The sequence below is a fragment of the Mesorhizobium sp. YR577 genome, from assembly GCF_900116595.1.
Lineage (GTDB): Bacteria > Pseudomonadota > Alphaproteobacteria > Rhizobiales > Rhizobiaceae > Mesorhizobium_M.
Genome location: NZ_FPBI01000004.1, coordinates 1 through 19,561, shown reverse-complemented (window position 1 = coordinate 19,561; position 19,561 = coordinate 1). Strand labels below are relative to the sequence as shown.

Genomic DNA, 19,561 nt, shown 5'->3' with positions numbered 1-19,561 from the left:
CTTTGCGCAGGGCCGATAGCCGATTTCGAATGGATTCCCTCGAAGCCCATGTTGCTCTAATCTGAGGGCCATGACCGAATCAAAATCCATGATCCTCGGCTGTGCCGGGAAAACGCTCACTTCTGATGAAATTCGCTTTTACGGCGATGAACGCCCCTGGGGGTTCATCCTGTTTGCCCGCAACATCGGCGAACCGGAGCAGATCCGCGATCTGGTCGCTTCCATGCGTGACAGCGTTGGTCGGCCGGAAGCACCGGTCTTCATCGATCAGGAAGGCGGCCGGGTTCAACGCCTGCGCCCGCCGATCGCGCCCAATTATCCGGCCGGTGCAGCCCTTGGCGCACTCTACAGGAGCGATCGCGAGGCAGGCCTGCGCGCGGCTTGGCTTCTGGCGCGGCTGCACGCCTTCGATCTTCTGCGTCTCGGCATTACGGCCGACTGCCTGCCGGTTCTGGATGTGCCGATCGAGGGCGCAAGCGATGTCATCGGTACCCGCGCTTATGGCAAGGAGCCGCAAAGCGTGATGGCATTGGGCAAGGCTGCGGCCGAAGGACTGCTTTCCGGCGGCGTTCTGCCGGTGATGAAACACATTCCCGGGCACGGTCGGGCATTCTCGGATACGCATTTCGAACTGCCGACCGTCGATACGCCGATCGAGGAATTGCGGGCCCATGATTTCGCCCCGTTCAAGGCGCTAAGTCATCTGCCGATCGCAATGACCGCCCATGTTGTCTATTCGGCGATCGATCCTGATGGCCCCGCGACCACTTCCGCGAAGGTGATCCGGGAGATCGTGCGCGGTGAGATCGGTTTTGACGGCCTGCTGGTCAGTGACGATACGTCGATGAAGGCACTTTCTGGGGATTTCCCGTCCAAAGCCGCTTCGATCCTTGCGGCTGGATGCGATCTGGTCCTTCACTGCAATGGGGTGATGGAAGAAATGACGGGCATAGCTTCACGCACCACGGCGCTTGCAGGAAAGTCGCTGCAACGCGCCGATCGCGCGCTAAGCTACATTCGTGAGCGTGATGCAGCCGACGAGGCGCAGATACGGGCCGAGTTTGCGAACTATTTCGAAGCGGTGGCATAGCCGCCGATTTTAAGGAGAGAAGGCACCGAATTGGCGGAGACATTGGAGAGCCGGGCCGGGAAGGCCACGCCGATGGACCGTCTCTGGGCGGAAAACGACGATTCACGCGGCGTCAGCGAACCAGCGATGCAGGTCGACGTTGCCGGCTTCGAAGGCCCGCTTGATCTCCTCTTGCATCTGGCGCGCAACCAGAAGGTTGACCTCTCCCGCATCTCGATCCTGGCGTTGGCCGAGCAGTATCTGAAATTCATCGACAGCGCCCGCGCCATCCGGCTGGAACTCGCCGCCGACTATCTCGTCATGGCGGCCTGGCTCGCTTTCCTGAAATCCAAGCTGCTCATTCCCAAGCAGCCCGGCGACGAAGGCGAGAGCGGCGAGGAGCTTGCCGCCGTTCTGCAATTCCGCCTCAAGCGGCTTGAAGCGATGCGGGACGCGGCCTCGCGGCTCGTCAATCGCAACCGGCTTGGCCGTGACGTTTTCGCGCGCGGCATGCCGGAAATGGTCATCGTTGACAAGAAAAACGAATATTCGGCCTCGCTCTATGATCTGTTGACCGCCTACGCCATCCAACGGCAACGGCAGGCGATTACCAATGTACGGATCGCCAAGCGTGGCGTCTGGTCGCTGAAGGAAGCGCGCGACATCCTCACCCGCCTGGTCGGGTCGTTCAAGGACTGGACGGCGCTCGATCAGTTCCTGCTCGTATACATGACCACGCCCGAGGAGCGTGCGACGGCCATCGCCAGCTCTTTTGCCGCCACGCTGGAATTGGTGCGCGAGGGGCATATAGAGATGCGGCAGCAGGATGCCTTCGCGCCGCTCTATCTGCGCAGCCGCGCGCCGGCCGAGAAAGCAATCGAAGGTGCGCCATGAGTGACAGCGCAAATGCCACGGTGATCCCGTTCACGGTTGATGAAGAGGCCGAGGCCGAACGCAATCCGGCAGAGCGCCTGATTCTGGCGGAGGCTGCGCGCATGGCCGAGGCCATCGTCTTCGCCAGCTCCGAGCCGGTGACCGAAAAGCAGCTTACGGCACGTCTGCCTGAAGGTGTCGACGTTCGTGCTGCAATGACCGAACTGCAGAAAATCTATGCGCGGCGCGGCGTGAACCTCGTTCGTGTCGGCGACGCCTGGGCTTTCCGGACAGCCGGCGATCTGGCCTTCCTGATGAACCGCGACGCCATACAGCAGAAGAAGCTGTCGCGCGCCGCTCTCGAGGTGCTAGCCATCATCGCCTATCACCAACCAGTGACGCGGGCCGAGATCGAGGACATCCGCGGTGTTGAAACCTCGAAAGGCACGCTCGACACGCTGATGGAAACGGAATGGGTGCGGATGCGCGGCCGTCGCCGCACGCCCGGCCGGCCTGTTACCTACGGCACCACCGAAAAATTCCTCGACCATTTCGCACTCGAAGAAATCCGGGATCTGCCGGGTATGGAAGAGCTGAAGGGGGCAGGGCTGTTGTCGGCCCGGATGCCGTCGAATTTCTCTGTCCCGCTTCCGCCATCCGATCTTGATCTGCTGACCGAGGACGAAGATCCGCTGACCGATATCGACCTTGAAGAGCTCGGGCTGTTGACACCCAAGGTTACAGATGATTGACCAGGGCCGGGTTGGGTCAAGGGTTGTGTTTTAAGTGAAGAATGGGGAAGCGCAGACCGCAAGCCGGGTGACCGCGGGTGTCACTTTTGCCGCGCGCCTTGCTTTCGAAAATATCTGCCATTCATTTGGGCCGGAAGCCGAGACGCTGCGCGACGTTTCGCTCGCCGCCGAGCCGGGCGAGGTTCTATGCCTCCTCGGGCCGTCCGGTTCGGGCAAGACGACGCTACTTCGCATTGCTGCAGGCATCGAAAGCCAATCGACCGGGCGCGTTCTGCTCAACGATCGCGAGATCGCGGGGCCGTCGATTTTCCTGCCGCCGGAAAAACGCTCGATCGGCCTTGTCTTCCAGGATTTCGCGCTGTTTCCGCATTTGACGATCCTCGATAATGTCCGCTTCGGCCTGACCGCACTTTCGGGCGAAGAAGCGCGGCGCGAAGCTTTGATCGCGCTGTCACGCGTCGGGCTGGAACATTACGCAGGCTCTTATCCGCATGTGCTGTCCGGTGGCGAACAGCAGCGTGTGGCGCTGGCGCGCGCCTTGGCGCCACGTCCGGCGGTGCTTTTGATGGACGAGCCGTTTTCCGGGCTCGATTCGCGCCTCAAGGACAATGTGCGCGCCGAAACGTTGGCGATCCTGCGCGAAAGCCGTGCGACCGCGATTGTCGTGACGCATGACGCCGAGGAAGCGATGCGCATGGCAGACCGGATCGCGCTTCTCAGGGGCGGCCGCCTTGTCCAATCCGGCCGTGCCGAAGAGCTTTACCTCCGCCCTGCGAATCTCTTTGCAGCTGGATTCTTTTCCGAGCTGAACGTCTTCGATGGCCGGGTTGCGAAGGGTGCGGTGGACACGCCGGTGGGCAAGATTCCGTCGCCGGACCTCTCCGAAGGCGCGAAGGCGACGGTGGCGGTGCGGCTGACAGGCTTCGACGTCAGCGAAACGGAAGGTGAAATCGAGGCAAGAATCCTGTCACGCCGCTTCCTCGGCGTCATGGAATTGCTGGAATTCGCCGTCTCAGGTGCTGAAAAGCCTGTGCGTGCCCGCATACGCTGCGGCGCTTTGTCTGCCAAAGCACGTGACATCTGGCTTTCCTTGCGAAAGTCTGACGTACTTATGTTTGAAACGCAGCGCGAAAGCGCATAGATCAATCTCAGGAAATCGTTCGAGAGAGAGTTACAATGGGTTCGTTTTCGATATGGCACTGGCTCATCGTGCTGGTTGTGGTTCTGCTGCTGTTTGGCCGTGGCAAGATCCCGGAACTGATGGGCGACATGGCTAAGGGCATCAAGAGCTTCAAGAAGGGCATGTCTGACGAGGACGCTGATGAAGGCGTCAAGACCGTCGATGGCCGGACCGTGGAGCATCGCTCCGACGAGACCATCCAGGCAGCCAAGGAAAAGGCCAGCAAGAGCTGAACCGTTTCCCAGCTAGTCAGGTTGGATAGTCATGTTTGATATCGGCTGGACCGAAATGCTGGTGATCGCGGTCGTTATGATCGTGGTCGTCGGGCCGAAGGATTTGCCGCGCATGCTGCGCACGTTCGGCAAAACGACGGCGAAACTGCGCACCATGGCGGGCGATTTCCAAAAGCAATTCAACGAGGCTTTGAAAGAAGCCGAGCTCGACGACGTCAAGAAGTCCGTCGATGAGTTGCGCAGCCTGAACCCGACCGCCGAGATCAAGAAGCAGCTCAATCCGTTCGAAAAGGCGGCGTCGGATGTGCGTGCTGGTCTCGACGCGGCGATGAAGCCGAAGCCCTCCACGGCGGCGGAACCTGCTTCCGATGCGGTGCATGCGGCCGAGCCGTTGAAGAATGGTGCGACCACCATGCCCGGCGTTGCCGGTCCTGAAGCGATGCCAACTGCGGCGCCGGTATTTCCAGCGCCAACGCAGGAGCCCGCGCCTGTCGCCAAGCCTGCCAAGTCAGCGCCAGCCTCCAAGCCTGCCAAGGCTGCCGCAGCACCAAAAGCGGCTGTGAAAGCACCGGCGGCAGCCAAGCCCGCTGCCAAAGCTGCCGCGCCGAAAGCCGCAAGCAAGGTTGCTGCTGAACAGCCGGCAGCCAAACCAGCCGCAGCCAAGCCCGCCAAGGCTCCGGCAAAAAGTCCGGCCAAGCCGGCAACGACCAAGAAAAAACCAGCGGGAACTGCCAAGTGAGTGAACCGGAAGACGAAATCGAAAAGTCATCGGCCCCGCTGATCGAGCATCTGATCGAACTGCGCACGCGTCTTATCTGGGCGATCGGTGGGTTTTTCGTAGCCTTCCTCGGCTGTTTCTTCTTCGCCAAGCAGTTGTTCAACCTGCTGGTCATCCCGTTCAAATGGGCGACCGCATGGGCCGGCCTCGACCCGCACAAGGTCGAGCTGATCTATACGGCGCCGCAGGAATTCTTCTTCACGCAGATCAAGTTGGCCATGTTCGGCGGCTTGGTCATCGCCTTTCCGCTTATTGCCGCCCAGATCTACAAATTCGTCGCTCCCGGCCTCTACAAGAACGAACGCAGTGCGTTTTTGCCGTTCCTGATCGCGTCGCCCATCCTGTTCCTGATGGGCGCATCGCTGGTCTACTTCTTCTTCACCCCCATGGTGATGTGGTTCTTCCTGGCCATGCAGCAGGCCGGCACGGACGACCATGTGCAGATTTCGCTTCTGCCGAAGGTTTCGGAATATCTCAGCCTGATCATGACGCTGATCTTCTCGTTCGGCCTGGTCTTTCAGCTTCCGGTCGTCACCACGCTTATGGTGCGTGTCGGGCTGTTGTCGTCGCAGGCGCTGATCGACAAGCGCAAATGGGCGATCGTGCTGGCCTTCATCGTGGCAGCGGTGCTGACCCCGCCCGATCCGGTCAGCCAGATCGGTCTTGCCCTTCCCACCATCCTTCTTTACGAGATTTCAATCTGGACCGCCCGGATGATCGAACGGAATCGCGAACAGGAACGCGTGGCGCGCGAGAAAAAGGAAGCCGCTGAAGCGGTAGCCGAAAAAGCGCCATTGAGTGGGACTGGAGACGGTACCGCCGCGAGCTGACAGCCTTTCGATCCGCCGTCGCGGCCGCCTCTAGAACTCATACTGCGACCGGACTTCTGACATGCTTGACATCAAATGGATTCGCGAGAACCCGAAAGCCCTCGTTGACGCCCTGGTGAAGCGCTCATGGTCCTCGGACGAAGCGCAGGCAACCGTCGATGATCTGCTGTTGAAGGACGAGCAGCGCCGCGCGCATCTTGGCGAACTCCAGGTCCGGCAGGAGCGCCGCAACGCCGCGTCGAAGGAAATCGGCAACGCCATGCGCTCAGGCGATTCGGTGCTTGCCGAACAGCTCAAGCTTGAAGTCGCCGACATCAAGAGCTTCATCCAGAATGGCGAGGCGCGCGAGCGCGAACTCGACAAGGCGCTGGAAGATGCACTGGCCGTCATTCCCAACGTGCCGTTTGATGACGTTCCGGTCGGCGCTGACGAAAACGACAATGTCGAAGTCCGCAAGGTAGGCGCGATAAAGCTCCGCCCGAACTGGGTGAAGGAGCATTTCGAAATTGGCGAAGCGCTTGGCCTGATGGATTTTGAGCGCGCTGCAAAGCTTTCCGGCAGCCGATTTACAGTGCTGAAGGGCAAGCTTGCGCGGCTCGAGCGCGCCATCGGCCAGTTCATGCTCGACCTGCACACGACCGAGCACGGCTATCAGGAGGTAATCCCGCCACTGCTGGTTCGCGACGAGGTTCTGTTCGGCACCAATCAGCTGCCGAAGTTCGAAGATGACCTCTTTTTCGTGCCTCACGGCGACGGTCGCTTGGGCCTCATCCCCACCGCCGAAGTCCCGCTCACCAACCTCGTCCGCGAGGAAATCCTGGCGCAGGAAAAACTGCCGCTGCGCATGACGGCGTTGACCCCTTGCTTCCGCTCGGAAGCGGGTTCAGCCGGTCGCGATACGCGGGGCATGCTGCGCCAGCATCAGTTCTACAAGGTCGAACTGGTCTCGATCACCGATGCCGACAGCTCGATTGCCGAGCATGAGCGCATGACGCAATGCGCGGAGGAGGTGCTGAAGCGCCTTGAACTGCCGTTCCGCACCGTCACGCTGTGCACCGGCGACATGGGGTTCGGCGCGCGCAAGACCTACGACATCGAGGTCTGGCTGCCGGGCCAGAACGCCTATCGCGAAATCTCGTCCTGCTCGGTCTGCGGCGATTTCCAGGCGCGGCGCATGGATGCCCGCTATCGCGTCAAGGACGAGAAGGCGACGCGCTTCGTCCACACGCTCAACGGTTCGGGCACGGCTGTCGGTCGCGCGCTGATCGCGGTGCTTGAAAATTACCAGAACGAGGATGGCAGCGTAACCATTCCTGAAGTTCTGCGTCCTTACATGGGCGGCGCAGCCAAGATCGAGGCGAACTGACCCTTATGCGCATTCTCCTGACCAATGATGATGGCATCCACGCCGAAGGTCTGGCCTGCCTCGAGCGCATAGCGCGCACGCTGTCCGACGATGTCTGGGTGGTCGCACCGGAGACGGACCAGTCCGGCTTTGCCCACTCGCTGTCGATCTCCGAGCCGCTTCGCCTGCGCAAAATCGGCGAAAAGCATTTCGCCGTGCGCGGCACACCGACGGACTGCGTCATCATGGGCGTGCGCAAGGTGATGCCCGAGCCGCCGGATCTGATCCTTTCCGGTGTCAATTCGGGTGCCAATCTCGCCGACGACGTGACCTATTCGGGCACGGTGGCCGGGGCGATGGAGGGCACGATGCTCGGCATTCGCTCCATTGCGCTTAGCCAGGCATACAATGTGCAGGACGGCGCGCGGCTGGTGCCGTGGGAAACGGTCGAGGCGCTGGCGCCGGCGCTGCTGCAGCGGCTGCTCAAGATTGACCTGCCGGACGGCACATTCCTGAATGTGAATTTCCCAAACTGCCCGCCCGAAGAAGTCGAGGCGACCCGCGTCACCACCCAGGGCAAGCTAGTCCACAGCCTGTGGATCGACGAGCGTGCGGACGGGCGCGGCTTTCCCTATTTCTGGCTGCGTTTCGGCCGCGAGCCACCCGAATTGAAGGAAGGCACCGACGTTCACGCCGTGCGCAGCAAATTCGTTTCGGTGACGCCGCTGAAGCTCGACCTTACCGCCCATGAGATCCGCGACCAGTTGACGAAGGCGCTGGCATGAACTCCATCGACGACCGCGAAGGCTTTGCAGCATTTCTCCTGAGGTTGCGCGGGCGCGGCATCGTCCCCAAGGACATGATCACCGCCTTCGAGGCAACGCCGCGCCACGCGTTCATTTCCGCGCAGTGGCACAGCATCGCCTGGTCGGAGCGGACGCTGCCGATCGAATGCGGCGAGACGATCGAGGGCGCCGATCTGCAGGCAGCGGTGATCGCAGCGCTTGCAATCGAGCCCGGCAGCCGCGTTCTCGAGATCGGCACCGGCTCCGGCTATACCGCAGCCGTCATGTCGCGGCTTGCCGCGCGCGTGGTGACGGTGGATCGCTTCAAGACGCTGACCGAACAGGCGCGCCAGCGTTTTGAAGCGCTCGGCATCACCAATGCGTTCGTGCGTCAGGCCGACGGCTCGAACGGGCTGGCGGGTGAGGGGCCGTTCGATCGCATCGTCGTCTGGGCCTCGTTCGACGGCTTGCCGCGCAGCTTCGTCGATCAACTGTCCAGCGGCGGCATCATGATCGCGCCGATCGGCCCTGACGAGGACGAGCAGGTCATGGCCAAGCTGACCAAACTCGGCAGCCGCTTTGAGCGCGAGGATATCGGCATCGTGCGTCTTCAGCCGATCGCACGCAGCGTTGCTGCCGTGATCTGAGTCGTCGCTCTCACGTTCGCGTATTTCTTACTATCTTCTCCAGCCTCTTAACCGACCAGTAACATTAACGCGCTTTAATCATACCAGTTGGGTATCGAGTATACGCGGGTTATTGCGATGCGAATCAGTATTTTAGCCAAGAACGAACGCGCTCTGGCGCGCAGTGCGGCCATATTCCTGGTCGCGAGCATGGCGGCGGGTTGCAGCGCCCAGGTCTCGCGATTCGGTGGCGGCGGTGTCGATGACATCTTTACCGCCTCGACGCCAAATCAGCGCCAGATTCTCGGGCAGCAGAACCAGCCTTATCCGGGCGATGCTCAGATGGCGGCAGCGCCAGTTGCTCCCGCCCAGACAGAATCGGTCACCCGTGGCGCGCTGACCCCGGTTTCCTCCCAGCCATTGCCTCCGCCGCCGACGACACAGGCTGCGATGAACACGCCGCGCGCCTCCAATCCCGCTCCGGCTTTGGCTCCGGTCGCTGCCGCAAGGTCGCTGGACCAGACCGTGACGGGCACCGTCGCGCAGACAAAGCAGCCGGTCATGGCGAGCGTTGAGGAAGAAGTCGCAGGCTGGTCGCGTGCCGGCGGCACCCAGGTCACCGCCAAGGAAGGCGAGACCGTCTACAATCTCTCGCGCCGCTTCGGCGTGCCGGCCAATGTGTTGATGAAGGTCAATGGCATTTCCGAGCAGGGCGGGTTGCAGGCTGGCCAGAAGGTGGTCATCCCGACCTACGTCTATTCCAGCAAGGCGCCGGTTTCGGCACCCGACAGCAATCCGAACGTTGCGGACGCCAGGTCCTCGACAGGCACGAAGTATGACGTTCCGGCCCACAAGGTGCCGGTGCCGACGGGTGCGCCTGCGGGCAATCTCGGCGTGTTGCCGCAGACGCCGAAGCTGAAGGAAGGCGAGAATGCGCCGCAGCCGACCGCCACGGCTGCCAACGACGCCAAGGCATCGACCGCGCCCGGAACCTACAAGGTTCAGGAAGGCGACACGCTGAGCAAGATCGCCCGCAAGACGGGTGTGAGTTCGGCTGCGCTGAAGTCGGCTAATGGTCTCCAGGACGGCACCATTCGCATCGGCCAGACGCTACAGATTCCGGCTGCCGGTGCTGCCACCGTGGCTGCTGCGGCGCCCGCACCGAAGGCTGCCGATCCCGTCGTTACCGGCGCGACCGTACCCTCGAAGCCGTCGACTGCGGCGGCTCCGACGGTTGTGGCCTACACGCCGCCGAAGAAAGAAAAACTCATCGAGCAGGTCGAGCAGGATGACTCGGCAGCACCAGATGCCACAGGCATCGGCCGCATGCGCTGGCCGGTTCGTGGCCGCGTCATCACCGCTTTCGGCAAGGGCGGCGGCAAGTCCAACGACGGCATCGACATTCAGGTGCCGGAGGGCACGCCGGTCAAGGCTGCCGAGAATGGCGTCGTCATCTATGCCGGCGACGGGCTCAAGGAATTCGGCAACACCGTTCTGGTTCGGCACGAGAACGGACTGGTTACCGTCTACGGTCATGCCAGCGAGCTGAAGGTTTCGCGCGGCGAAAAGGTCAAGCGCGGCCAGGAGCTTGCGCTTTCGGGCATGAGCGGCAGCACGGACTCGCCAAGGTTGCATTTCGAGGTGCGCAAGAACTCGTCTCCGGTCGATCCGTCGACCTTCCTCGAATAAACGATTACCGGCTCCCTGAATCCCGGTCCATCATCTGTGCCCGCCCCCGACAGGGGCGGGTTTTTGCATTCTGGAATGACTATGAGCGCATGAAGACGCTCAGTCTTTCAGCGGTTGGCCAAGCCGGCCGGCGAGATCCTGAATGAACTGCCACGCCACGCGGCCGGAGCGGCTGCCGCGCGTCGTTGCCCATTCCAGCGCGTCGGCACGCAGGAGATCCGGTTCGATCTTGAGGTCGTGGTAGCGGACATAACCGTCGACCATCTCGAGATATTCGTCCTGCGAGCATTTGTGGAAGCCGAGCCAGAGGCCGAAGCGATCCGAAAGCGAAACCTTCTCCTCGACAGCCTCGGACGGATTGATCGCCGTCGAGCGCTCATTGTCGATCATATCGCGTGGCAGCAGGTGCCGGCGATTCGACGTCGCATAGAAGATCACATTGGCCGGGCGGCCTTCGACACCGCCCTCGAGTGCGGCCTTCAGTGACTTGTACGACGTGTCGTCATGATCGAAGGAGAGATCGTCGCAAAACAGGATAAAGCGGAAGGGGGCCGCCTTCAGGATCGTCATCAGCTTCGGCAGTGTGTCGATATCCTCGCGATGGATTTCGATCAGCTTGAGCGGTGCTTCCTGCTTGCGCGAGGCGTTGATGGAGGCATGCACCGATTTGACCAGTGACGATTTGCCCATGCCGCGCGCGCCCCAGAGCAGCACGTTGTTGGCCGGCAGGCCCGCAGCGAAACGCTCGGTGTTGTCGACCAGGATATCGCGAACGCGATCCACGCCGCGGATGAGCCCGATGTCGATGCGATTGACGCGATGCACCGGCTCTAGAAAGCCGGGATCGGCCGCCCAGACGAAACAGTTGGCTTCATTGATGTCCGTCTGCGGCACGGCGCGGGGCGCCAGTTTGCTGACAGCTTCGATAAGAAGATCGAGCTTCTGGGTGAGCGTTTCGATGGTATTTTCGGTCATTTCGCATTCCGCATTCGTGGCAAACAACGTCGCGAACGCTCTAACACGCTCAAACAGGCCGGGAAAGCGGCTGCCGAAGGCGCTTACGCGGTTGCAAAGGTGGCTTTAGCGACTATATTCCCGCCAACTTTCACGAAGGGCTGGGGTAGTGGCCCTCCCATAATTTTCAGGAGTTTTTTATGCCAGGCACAGGCGCAAGCCCCGACATGTTGATCAGCGTTCTGCCGTTCGTCCTGATCTTCGTGATCATGTATTTCCTGATCATCCGTCCGCAGCGTACGCAGCTGAAGAAGCGCGGCGAGATGCTGGCCGCCGTTCGCCGCGGCGATACCGTTATCACTGGCGGTGGCTTCATCGGCAAGGTGACCAAGGTCATCGACGACAATGAGCTGGAAATCGACCTTGGCAACGGCACGAAGGTGACGGCGCTGCGTTCGACGATCGCCGATGTGCGCGTGAAGGGTGAGCCTGTCGCCAACCAGAACGCCAAGAAGTAGTCTCTGACGAGGAGACTCGGCTGCAGAGTCGTCTGAACTGACGAGGCAAAATGCTCTATTTCTCGCGCTGGAAGACGATTTCTATCTGGGCCATTGTGATTTTGGGGCTGCTTTTTGCGGCCCCAAATCTGTTTTCGAAGGCAACGCTCGAGGCGCTGCCGGATTGGCTGCCAAAGCGTGCGATGACGCTGGGCCTCGACCTTCAGGGCGGTTCGCACATTCTCCTGGCGCTTGACCGCAAAGACCTCATCAGCGAGCGCCTTGCGGTAACCCGCGACGATATCCGCACAAAATTGCGCGACGCCAAGATCGGCTACACCGGCCTGACCGGAGCCGACAAGAGCGTGCAGGTCAGCATTCGCGAGGCAAATGAGGTCGACAAGGCCAAGGCCGCGCTCGATTCGCTGCTGCAGCCGGTGTCTTCCGGAATGTTCGGAACGGGTTCGACACAGGAATTGACCCAGGACGAACCCCAGCCAGGCGTTTTGCGCTATACGCTGACTGACGGCGGTATCGACTACCGCGCGGAGGCGGCATTGGCGCAGTCGGTCGATGTAGCCACTCGCCGCGTCAATGAACTGGGCACAAACGCGCCGATCGTCGAGCAGCAGGGCGCAAACCGTATCCTCGTTCAGGTCCCGGGCCTTCAGGACCCGCAACGCCTGAAGGAGATCCTGGGGCAGACCGCCAAGCTGACCTTCCAGATGGTCGACCAGACCATGCCGGCGCAGGACGCGATTTCGGGCCAGCCGCCGGCCAATTCGACGGTGATGTATTCCCCCGACGATCCGCCCGCTGCCTATCTGATTGAAGATCGCATTATGGTGTCTGGCGAAAGCCTGATCGACGCCCAGGCTATCAGCCGGTCGGACGGCGAGCCGGTGGTTTCGTTCCAGTTGAATCCCGAGGGCACTGCACGCTTTGGCGAGGCCACCCAGCAGAATGTAGGCCGGCTGTTTGCCGTCGTTCTCGACAATCAGGTTATTTCCGCCCCGCAGATCAGGGAGCCCATTCTCGGTGGTGTCGGCCAGATTGCCGGAAATTTCAGTGCTGAGAGCGCGGCCGATCTGGCAGCATTGCTGCGCGCCGGTGCCTTCCCGGCTCCGCTGACGATCGTCGAGGAGCGAACGGTCGCCCCGAACCTCGGTACGGATTCCATCAAGGCCGGTGCAACTGCCGCCTTGATCGGCGGTCTGCTTGTGCTGGTTTTCATGGTGGTCGCTTATGGCGGCCTGGGCGTCATCGCCAACCTGGCGCTCATTGCCAATGTCGTGCTGATCATCGCCATACTTTCGCTCTTCGGCCTGGCCCTGACTATTCCCGGCATTGCCGGCATCATTCTCACCATGGGTATGGCGGTCGATTCCAACGTTCTCATCTATGAGCGCGTCAAGGACGAGCGGCGGCAAGGAAAATCGCTCGTACAATCGCTCGATGCCGGCTTCTCGCGAGCCATGGCCACCGTCATCGACGCCAACGTCACCACGCTCATTGCAGCGGCGATCCTCTTTTACCTCGGCTCAGGTGCGGTGCGCGGCTTTGCCATCACTCTGGCCGTCGGCATCATCACCACAGTCTTCACTGCATTCACCTTCACGCGCTGGATGATCTCGTTCTGGCTGCGCCGGACACGGCCGACCGAAATCCCGCGCGGCATCGTCAAATTCGTGCCGGACGACACCAGAATTCCGTTCATGAAGATGCGCAAATATGCGTTCGCCCTTTCGGCCATCCTGTCGATCGGCACCGCGGTGCTGTTCGTGACCAGGGATTTGAACTACGGCGTCGATTTCCTGGGTGGATCGGTCATCGAGATGCGGGCCAAGACCGGCTCAGCCGATGCGGCCGACGTGCGGGATCGCCTGGGTGAGGTCAATCTCGGCGAGGTGCAGGTGCAGGGCTTCGGATCGCCGCGCGACCTCCTCGTCAAGATCGCGGCGCAGGGCGGCGGCGACAATGCCGAACAGTCCGCCGTCGAAAAGGCGCGGCTTGCCGTGGGCGAGTATTATGACTTCCGCCGGGTCGAGGTTGTCGGCCCGAACGTCTCGAACGAACTGGCAAAAGCCGGCGCCCTGGCTGTGCTCGCAGCACTGGCGGCGATGCTCATCTATATCTGGATCCGGTTCAAATGGCAGTTCGGCCTAGGCGCGGTCATATCGACGGTTCACGACGTCATCGCCATGATCGGCTTCTATGTCGTCACCGGCATCGACTTCAACCTCGCCAGCATCGCCGCGATCCTCACCATCATCGGCTATTCGATCAACGACACCGTAGTGGTCTATGATCGCGTTCGCGAAAACCTGGCAAAGTTCAGGACGATGTCGATCCGGGATGTCGTGGACCTGTCGCTGAACCAGACCTTGTCGCGCACGATCCTGACGGGTGCGACGACGCTGCTGGCACTGATTGCGCTTTATCTTTTCGGGGGCGAGATCATCAGCTCCTTCGCGCTGGCATTGATTTTCGGCGTGGTGTTCGGCACCTACTCGTCGATCTTCGTCGCTGGTCCGCTGTTGATCCTGTTCAAGCCGCGACCGGACACGTTCGACAACGACACCAATGTCGTGCGGACGGCCCAGCCGTCGAATTCTTAAGCAGGCAACAATGTCGGGCATTTTCATTCGAGAGGCACATTTTCCCGGCCGCGCGCCGATCGAAGCCTATGGCAATGGCGGTTTTCGCTTTGCCGACATGTCGCATCGCGGCTCGATTCTGTGCCTGCCATCCGGCATTTACGGTTGGGAACCGGCAGATCCGAACGCGCTGACAGCAGAAGATTTTGCGCGGCTTCTTTCGGAAGCCGGCGATGTCGAAATCCTGCTGGTCGGAACGGGCAAGGATTTGCGGCCTTTGCCGGCCGCACTCAAGGCGGCGCTGAAGGATGCGCGCATCTCGTCCGATCCGATGTCTACCGGTGCTGCCGTGCGGACCTACAATGTGCTGCTCGCGGAAGACCGCGCGGTCGCAGCAGCTTTGATGGCCGTCGATTGACATGAGTGATCACGCCCAGATCGTGATGGAGGCGGTGCGCGCTGCCGACCGAGATCGTTACCTCTCGGCGCTTTATGCGCCTGAAGCCAAGCGCGCCGGCCTCTTCGCGCTCTATGCTTTCAACGCGGAGATTGCCGGCGTTCGCGACCGCATCCGCGAAGCGCTGCCCGGAGAGGTGCGTCTGCAATGGTGGCGCGACGTGATTGCTGCTGGCTCCGTTGAAGCAGCGTCAGGTCATCCCGTGGCCGAAGCGCTGGTCGGCACGATCGCGACCTACGGTCTGCCGCAAAGCGCCTTCCAGAACTATCTCGATGCGCGGATTTTCGATCTCTACGACGATCCGATGCCGTCTAGAAACGACCTCGAAGGCTATTGCGGCGAAACGGCCGCAGCACTCATTCAGCTTGCGTCGATGATCCTCAATCCGCAAGCTGCGCCGAAATTCGCAGAACTCGCAGGCCATGCCGGCTGCGCGCAGGCCATCACCGGCCTTCTGCGCCTGATGCCGATCCACCGCGCGCGCGGGCAATGCTTCGTGCCGAAAGACATCCTGGCCGCCGCCGGTTCATCGCCGGAGGAGTTTGTCGCTGGCGATGGCGGGGCAGGAGCTTCTCGTGCGGTTGAGGCGATGATCGCGCTTGCACAAGACCATCGCACCACCTTCGAGCGTGGAGCGCGCGACCTTCCCGATACGCTGCGGCCAGCCTTCCTGCCGGCTACGCTGGCAGGCGCTTATCTGCAGAAGCTCGCCAAAGCGCCCGCGAAAGCGCTGACCTCGGTGTCGGATATTTCGGCATGGCGCAGGCAATGGATTCTCTTTCGCCGTGCCACGCGCGGTTGGCGATGAAACTCCTTTGACGTAAACGTCAATTATGATATTTCTCTCGCGACGCCGCCGCGGATAGCTGGACGCTTCGGTCGGGAGGAGATTTTCGGCCCATGAGCTTGCCTGTACTCGTCGCCATTGTGGTTGTCGGGATCGCTTTGTGTGTTCTGGCCGTCCACCTGACCGGCGGCAGCAAGGGCTCGTCGATCACTGCCGCTGACGACGCGAAAAGGCGCTTTGGCGAAGATTTTCCTGAAGAAACGGTCTGGACCGTCCGGCTGACCGCCGACGGCAAGACGGCGTTTCTGGAACTCGACGGCGACCGAACCGGCATCGTCCAGAGCTTCGGCGACAAGTTCCTGACGCGCATCGTGACGCAATCCGACGTGGTTTCGCTGACGAGTTCCGACCCGAAAGGCTTGTCGATCCGGCTCAAGGATTTCACCTGGGCCGGCGGAGATTTCACCTTCGCCGACGCTACCGATGCGAGCGCGGTTCGCAACGTGCTGCAACCTGCAAAGAGAGACGCATCTTGATGGAAAATTACGATTTCCCGCAGGTTACGCAGCTTGCGATTCCCTTCTTCGTCGTCGCCATCCTGATCGAGCTTTGGCTGGTGCGTACGGGCAGGGCCAGGGGCGCTTTCGAGACGCGCGATACGCTGACCAGCCTGATGATGGGCACCGGCAATGTCGTCGCCGGCATCCTGCTCGGTGTCGTTTCCTACACGGCGCTGCTCTGGGTCTGGCAGTTCCGCTTCTTTGATCTCGGCCTCTCGATCTGGGTGTTCCTGGCGGCGTTCCTGCTCGATGACCTGCGCTACTACTGGTACCACCGCATCGCGCACCGCGTGCGCTGGGTCTGGGCCGAGCACGTCAACCATCATTCCAGCCAGCACTACAACCTCTCCACGGCGCTGAGGCAGAGCTGGACCGGCCTTTTCACCGGCATGTTCATCTTGCAGGTGCCGCTGGTGCTGCTCGGTTTCCACCCGGCGGTGATCGCCTTCGTCTTCGGCTTCAACCTTGTCTGGCAGTTCTGGATCCATACCGAGACGATCGGGAAGATGTGGGGCTGGTTCGAAATGATCTTCAACACGCCGTCCCACCACCGCGTCCACCACGCCACCAACCCGCGCTATCTCGACGCCAACTACGCCGGCACGCTGATCATCTGGGACCGGATGTTCGGAACCTTCGTCGAGGAATTGCCCGAGGATCTGCCGCGCTACGGCATCGTCAAGAATATCGGCACGTTCAACCCGGTGAAGGTCGCGTTCCACGAGTGGGTCGGCATGTTCCGCGACGCCGCAGCACCGGGCCTGACGCTGAGCCAGCGCCTCTCGTATCTGTTCCAGCCGCCGGGCTGGAGCCACGACGGGTCGCGCAAGACTTCGCAGGACCTGAAGCTGGATTATGTCCGCCTTCATCCCAGTGAATCCGGAAAGCCTGGCCTTCCGGTTACCTCACAAGAATGATGCCGGCCTGATTGAAATGAGGATAAAGCGCCTCTATTCCTTTTCAGCGGAGACATAATCTTCGATATGCGAGGTATAGTGGCATGCTTCGTCTTGTATTTATTACATTGATTTTCTCCATATCGACCGCTGTACACGCCGCGCCGGCAATCGACTGGCGCGTAGAGCACCCGTTTCGCTACTTCATCGAAACCCGCGACTTCGACATGCAGCGCGCAGCCATGGCCGATGTCATGGCCGCCAATGGCGGCGCACTGTCGGCGACCGCAGTGTCCGATCTCGAACGTTCGCTGAACGATCCGCGCTGGCTGCGCGAATGGTACAGCCAGGATTCGACGCTTTACGCCAATCCGCGCAGTGCCGGCCGGCCGGAGCGGGGGTGGGCGCATCACATCAACCGCCGTCGCGCCACCTGCTGGGACAGCCGCCAGCAATGGCACGCCTCCTGCAGGAGCGACAGTTTCGGCGCATCGCTGCGCACCGACTATGTCAGGCCGCAGCGCCATACCGTGATCCTGTCGCTGACCGAACCACCGTCGGGGCAATGCAAATGGCAGGCGGCGAGGGCGATCTTCATTGACGGTAGCTCGCTCGTCGCCACGGCGGAAAAGCCCTGCGCCGCGGATGTCGAGACACGCATTCCCTTCGAGCCGGATGTCCCCGAGGCGCAGCGCGGCGTGGCGGTGACCGTGCAACTGCCCGACGGCACGAATGTCTCGCATGAGCCGATATGGGTACGCGACCGCCTGGTCGTCGGCATGGGCGACAGCTATTCCTCGGGCGAGGGCAATCCCGACACGCCGGTTGAGATCGACCGCTTTTCGCGCCGGGCCGGGCTCAACATCTCCTATCTTTACGATCCCGACACCCAGGCGATCCGCTCGAACGCTGCCTATTCGCTTCCGGTGCGCTATCAGAACGGACCGGCCGGCTGGCTCGACCGTAAATGCCACCGTTCCGCCTATAGCTACCATCTGCGCACGGCTCTGGAGATCGCGCTTAGCGACGTCAAGCATTCGGCGGTGACCTTTCTCGGCTTTGCCTGTTCGGGCGCGGAACTGACCGAGGGCTTTCTGTTTCCTTATGCCGGCGTCGAGACTGTCGAGCCCAGCTACTTCACCGCCGGCGGACGGCTGCGCCGTGACATGCCGCAGGTCGACCGCCTGATGGTCGAGCTCTGCAGCGACGACCTGATGCGCAGGCTTCCACGTCGCACGATCTCGCTGGATCAGCCGGTGACCGCCCCGAACGGCCGGTCGGTGCGCAGCGTCAGCCTGCTCGATTGCCCCGGCGGAAAATTCCTCCGGCCGGTCGACCTGCTGATCGTTTCGATCGGCGGCAACGATATCGGCTTCACGCCGCTGATCGTCGATACCCTGACCAAGACGCGGCCGCCTTATGCCAACCTCAACACGGAGATTCGCGCCAGGGCACAGGGCAATGACCTTATCCGCCTGGCCGCGCGACTGACCAAGGCGCATGGTATCGAGCGCGCGCAGGAGAGGGCGCGGGAACTGCCGGCGCGCTTTGCCGCCTTGCGCAAGGCGCTGGCGCCGATCCCGATCGTCAAAGGGGACGCCGGCAAGCCCAATATCGTCCTGACGGCCTTTCCCAAGGTCGAGTTCAACGAAAACGGCCGCCTTTGTGGCGAAAGCGATCCGCGCGAGCGGCTCGAAGGGTTCAATGTCGGCGGCGTGCTGTCGATCGACGTGCCGGAATTGCGGCTGGTCAGCCGCTTCGCCAACGAGGTTCTTTATCCGGCCACCCGTGACGCCGCGCGGGCCGGCAACTGGTATTTCGTTGACGCCCACCGCGAGCCGTTCGCCAGGCATGGCATATGCGCGCAGAAGCGCGATGCCAACGGCAATGTCTCGGCGGCCGAGAACCTGATGCTGCCCTATTATCATTTTGCCAGCCCGGTAAACCGCTGGTCGGATTTCGAGCCCTTTGCCGAAAATCGCGAAACCGGCTTCAACCGGCTGCGCGACACGCGCGCCTATGCACCGCGCGAGCGCTGGTTCCGCACCCTCAACGACATCTGCCTGTTCGTGCAGTACAAGGCCAGCGGCTCGCCACCGCCAACCGGACAATGGGGCCTGCTCGACCTGATCGAAGCCTGCCTTGGCGGCCCGTTTCATCCGACCGCGGAAGGTCATGCGCATATCGCCGATGCGGTCTTTAATACCGCGCGGCAAATCCTGAAACTGCCGGCGCCGAATGTTGCGGATTTGAGATCCGGGTTGTAGCGCGGCTTTCTCCTTCTCCCCTTGTGGGAGAAGGTGGATTGGCGCGCAGCGCCAAGACGGATGAGGGGTGTTGGAAGAAACTCCAACGTCTGCGATCCGTCCAACACCCCTCATCCGAACTCCCCTTCGGGTCGGCCACCTTCTCCCACAAGGGGAGAAGGAGAGGCGCGTTTCATCATCGCCACGCCCGGTTTTCACCGTCTGGCCATTGTCAAAGAGCCGGGAAGCGGGGCGCTTGGCCGTGCCTTCCTAGTGTTTAGTACGTGGCGCGACTTCCGCGCCCCGCTCGGTGTCTGTCCCGAAGTTGGCCGGTCACAACGCCCGCTCCATGTACATTCCATGGACAAGACGCCGCGGGTTCTCCGCATCCTGCGCGATCTACCCTT

19 protein-coding genes are annotated in these 19,561 nt (G+C 61.7%); 18 read left to right on the top strand and 1 reads right to left on the bottom strand.

What is annotated here, in order from left to right; translation table 11 throughout:
- The first annotated feature begins 70 nt into the window (after window positions 1-70).
- The 11 genes from nagZ (at window position 71) to BM413_RS07010 (ending at window position 10,160) form a co-directional block, all read left to right on the top strand.
- Window positions 71-1,090, top strand: a complete 1,020-nt coding sequence (nagZ, locus tag BM413_RS07060; protein WP_091911817.1) for a beta-N-acetylhexosaminidase — start codon at window positions 71-73, stop codon at window positions 1,088-1,090.
- Between the two features lie 72 nt (window positions 1,091-1,162).
- Entirely contained in the window at window positions 1,163-1,963 is an 801-nt protein-coding gene (locus BM413_RS07055; protein WP_091911815.1) for a segregation and condensation protein A, read from the top strand.
- Window positions 1,960-2,694 carry an SMC-Scp complex subunit ScpB gene (gene scpB, locus BM413_RS07050; RefSeq protein ID WP_091911813.1) on the top strand — a complete coding sequence of 245 codons (735 nt, stop codon included), beginning with the start codon at window positions 1,960-1,962 and terminating at the stop codon, window positions 2,692-2,694. The genes BM413_RS07055 and scpB overlap by 4 nt, the downstream gene beginning before the upstream one ends.
- A 34-nt stretch (window positions 2,695-2,728) precedes the next feature.
- A complete protein-coding gene (locus tag BM413_RS07045) occupies window positions 2,729-3,835 on the top strand; it encodes an ABC transporter ATP-binding protein (protein ID WP_091911811.1) in 1,107 nt (368 codons plus the stop codon).
- A gap of 35 nt (window positions 3,836-3,870) precedes the next feature.
- The gene (locus BM413_RS07040) at window positions 3,871-4,107 is read left to right on the top strand and encodes a twin-arginine translocase TatA/TatE family subunit (protein WP_091911809.1); all 237 of its coding nucleotides are present in this window, start codon (window positions 3,871-3,873) and stop codon (window positions 4,105-4,107) included.
- Between the two features lie 31 nt (window positions 4,108-4,138).
- On the top strand, window positions 4,139-4,846 hold the full coding sequence (gene tatB, locus BM413_RS07035) for a Sec-independent protein translocase protein TatB (protein ID WP_091911807.1): 708 nt from the start codon (window positions 4,139-4,141) through the stop codon (window positions 4,844-4,846).
- Window positions 4,843-5,715, top strand: coding sequence for a twin-arginine translocase subunit TatC (gene tatC, locus BM413_RS07030; protein WP_091911805.1), 873 nt, complete (start codon window positions 4,843-4,845; stop codon window positions 5,713-5,715). Before tatB ends, tatC begins: the two co-directional genes overlap by 4 nt.
- Before the next feature lie 61 nt (window positions 5,716-5,776).
- Window positions 5,777-7,081, top strand: coding sequence for a serine--tRNA ligase (gene serS, locus BM413_RS07025; RefSeq protein WP_091911803.1), 1,305 nt, complete (start codon window positions 5,777-5,779; stop codon window positions 7,079-7,081).
- Between the two features lie 5 nt (window positions 7,082-7,086).
- A complete protein-coding gene (gene surE / locus BM413_RS07020; RefSeq protein WP_091911801.1) occupies window positions 7,087-7,845 on the top strand; it encodes a 5'/3'-nucleotidase SurE in 759 nt (252 codons plus the stop codon).
- Window positions 7,842-8,492: a protein-L-isoaspartate(D-aspartate) O-methyltransferase gene (locus BM413_RS07015; protein ID WP_091911799.1), complete on the top strand. Its 651-nt coding sequence runs from the start codon at window positions 7,842-7,844 to the stop codon at window positions 8,490-8,492. Before surE ends, BM413_RS07015 begins: the two co-directional genes overlap by 4 nt.
- A gap of 117 nt (window positions 8,493-8,609) precedes the next feature.
- Window positions 8,610-10,160, top strand: a complete 1,551-nt coding sequence (locus BM413_RS07010) for a LysM peptidoglycan-binding domain-containing M23 family metallopeptidase (RefSeq protein WP_091911797.1) — start codon at window positions 8,610-8,612, stop codon at window positions 10,158-10,160.
- Between the two features lie 99 nt (window positions 10,161-10,259).
- Here the strand turns inward: BM413_RS07010 and BM413_RS07005 are convergent, their stop codons facing one another.
- Complete coding sequence (locus tag BM413_RS07005) at window positions 10,260-11,135, bottom strand: ATP-binding protein (RefSeq protein WP_091911795.1); 876 nt, start codon at window positions 11,133-11,135, stop codon at window positions 10,260-10,262.
- A gap of 179 nt (window positions 11,136-11,314) precedes the next feature.
- Here BM413_RS07005 and yajC point away from each other — a divergent pair, with 179 nt between their 5' ends.
- The 7 genes from yajC to BM413_RS06970 all read left to right on the top strand — a co-directional run bounded on the left by yajC (window position 11,315) and on the right by BM413_RS06970 (window position 19,175).
- Window positions 11,315-11,632 (top strand): preprotein translocase subunit YajC, encoded by a 318-nt coding sequence (gene yajC, locus BM413_RS07000; RefSeq protein WP_091911793.1) that lies wholly within the window; start codon window positions 11,315-11,317, stop codon window positions 11,630-11,632.
- A 50-nt stretch (window positions 11,633-11,682) separates the two neighbouring features.
- Window positions 11,683-14,229 (top strand): protein translocase subunit SecDF, encoded by a 2,547-nt coding sequence (secDF, locus tag BM413_RS06995; RefSeq protein WP_091911791.1) that lies wholly within the window; start codon window positions 11,683-11,685, stop codon window positions 14,227-14,229.
- A gap of 10 nt (window positions 14,230-14,239) precedes the next feature.
- Complete coding sequence (locus BM413_RS06990; RefSeq protein ID WP_091911790.1) at window positions 14,240-14,626, top strand: Mth938-like domain-containing protein; 387 nt, start codon at window positions 14,240-14,242, stop codon at window positions 14,624-14,626.
- Window position 14,627: 1 nt separating this feature from the next.
- A complete protein-coding gene (locus BM413_RS06985) occupies window positions 14,628-15,473 on the top strand; it encodes a phytoene/squalene synthase family protein (RefSeq protein ID WP_091911788.1) in 846 nt (281 codons plus the stop codon).
- 92 nt (window positions 15,474-15,565) lie between these two features.
- The gene (locus tag BM413_RS06980) at window positions 15,566-15,988 is read left to right on the top strand and encodes a hypothetical protein (RefSeq protein ID WP_091911786.1); all 423 of its coding nucleotides are present in this window, start codon (window positions 15,566-15,568) and stop codon (window positions 15,986-15,988) included.
- The gene (locus BM413_RS06975; RefSeq protein WP_175544267.1) at window positions 15,988-16,929 is read left to right on the top strand and encodes a sterol desaturase family protein; all 942 of its coding nucleotides are present in this window, start codon (window positions 15,988-15,990) and stop codon (window positions 16,927-16,929) included. The genes BM413_RS06980 and BM413_RS06975 overlap by 1 nt, the downstream gene beginning before the upstream one ends.
- 83 nt (window positions 16,930-17,012) lie before the next feature.
- On the top strand, window positions 17,013-19,175 hold the full coding sequence (locus tag BM413_RS06970) for an SGNH/GDSL hydrolase family protein (protein WP_091911782.1): 2,163 nt from the start codon (window positions 17,013-17,015) through the stop codon (window positions 19,173-19,175).
- Window positions 19,176-19,561 lie beyond the last annotated feature (386 nt).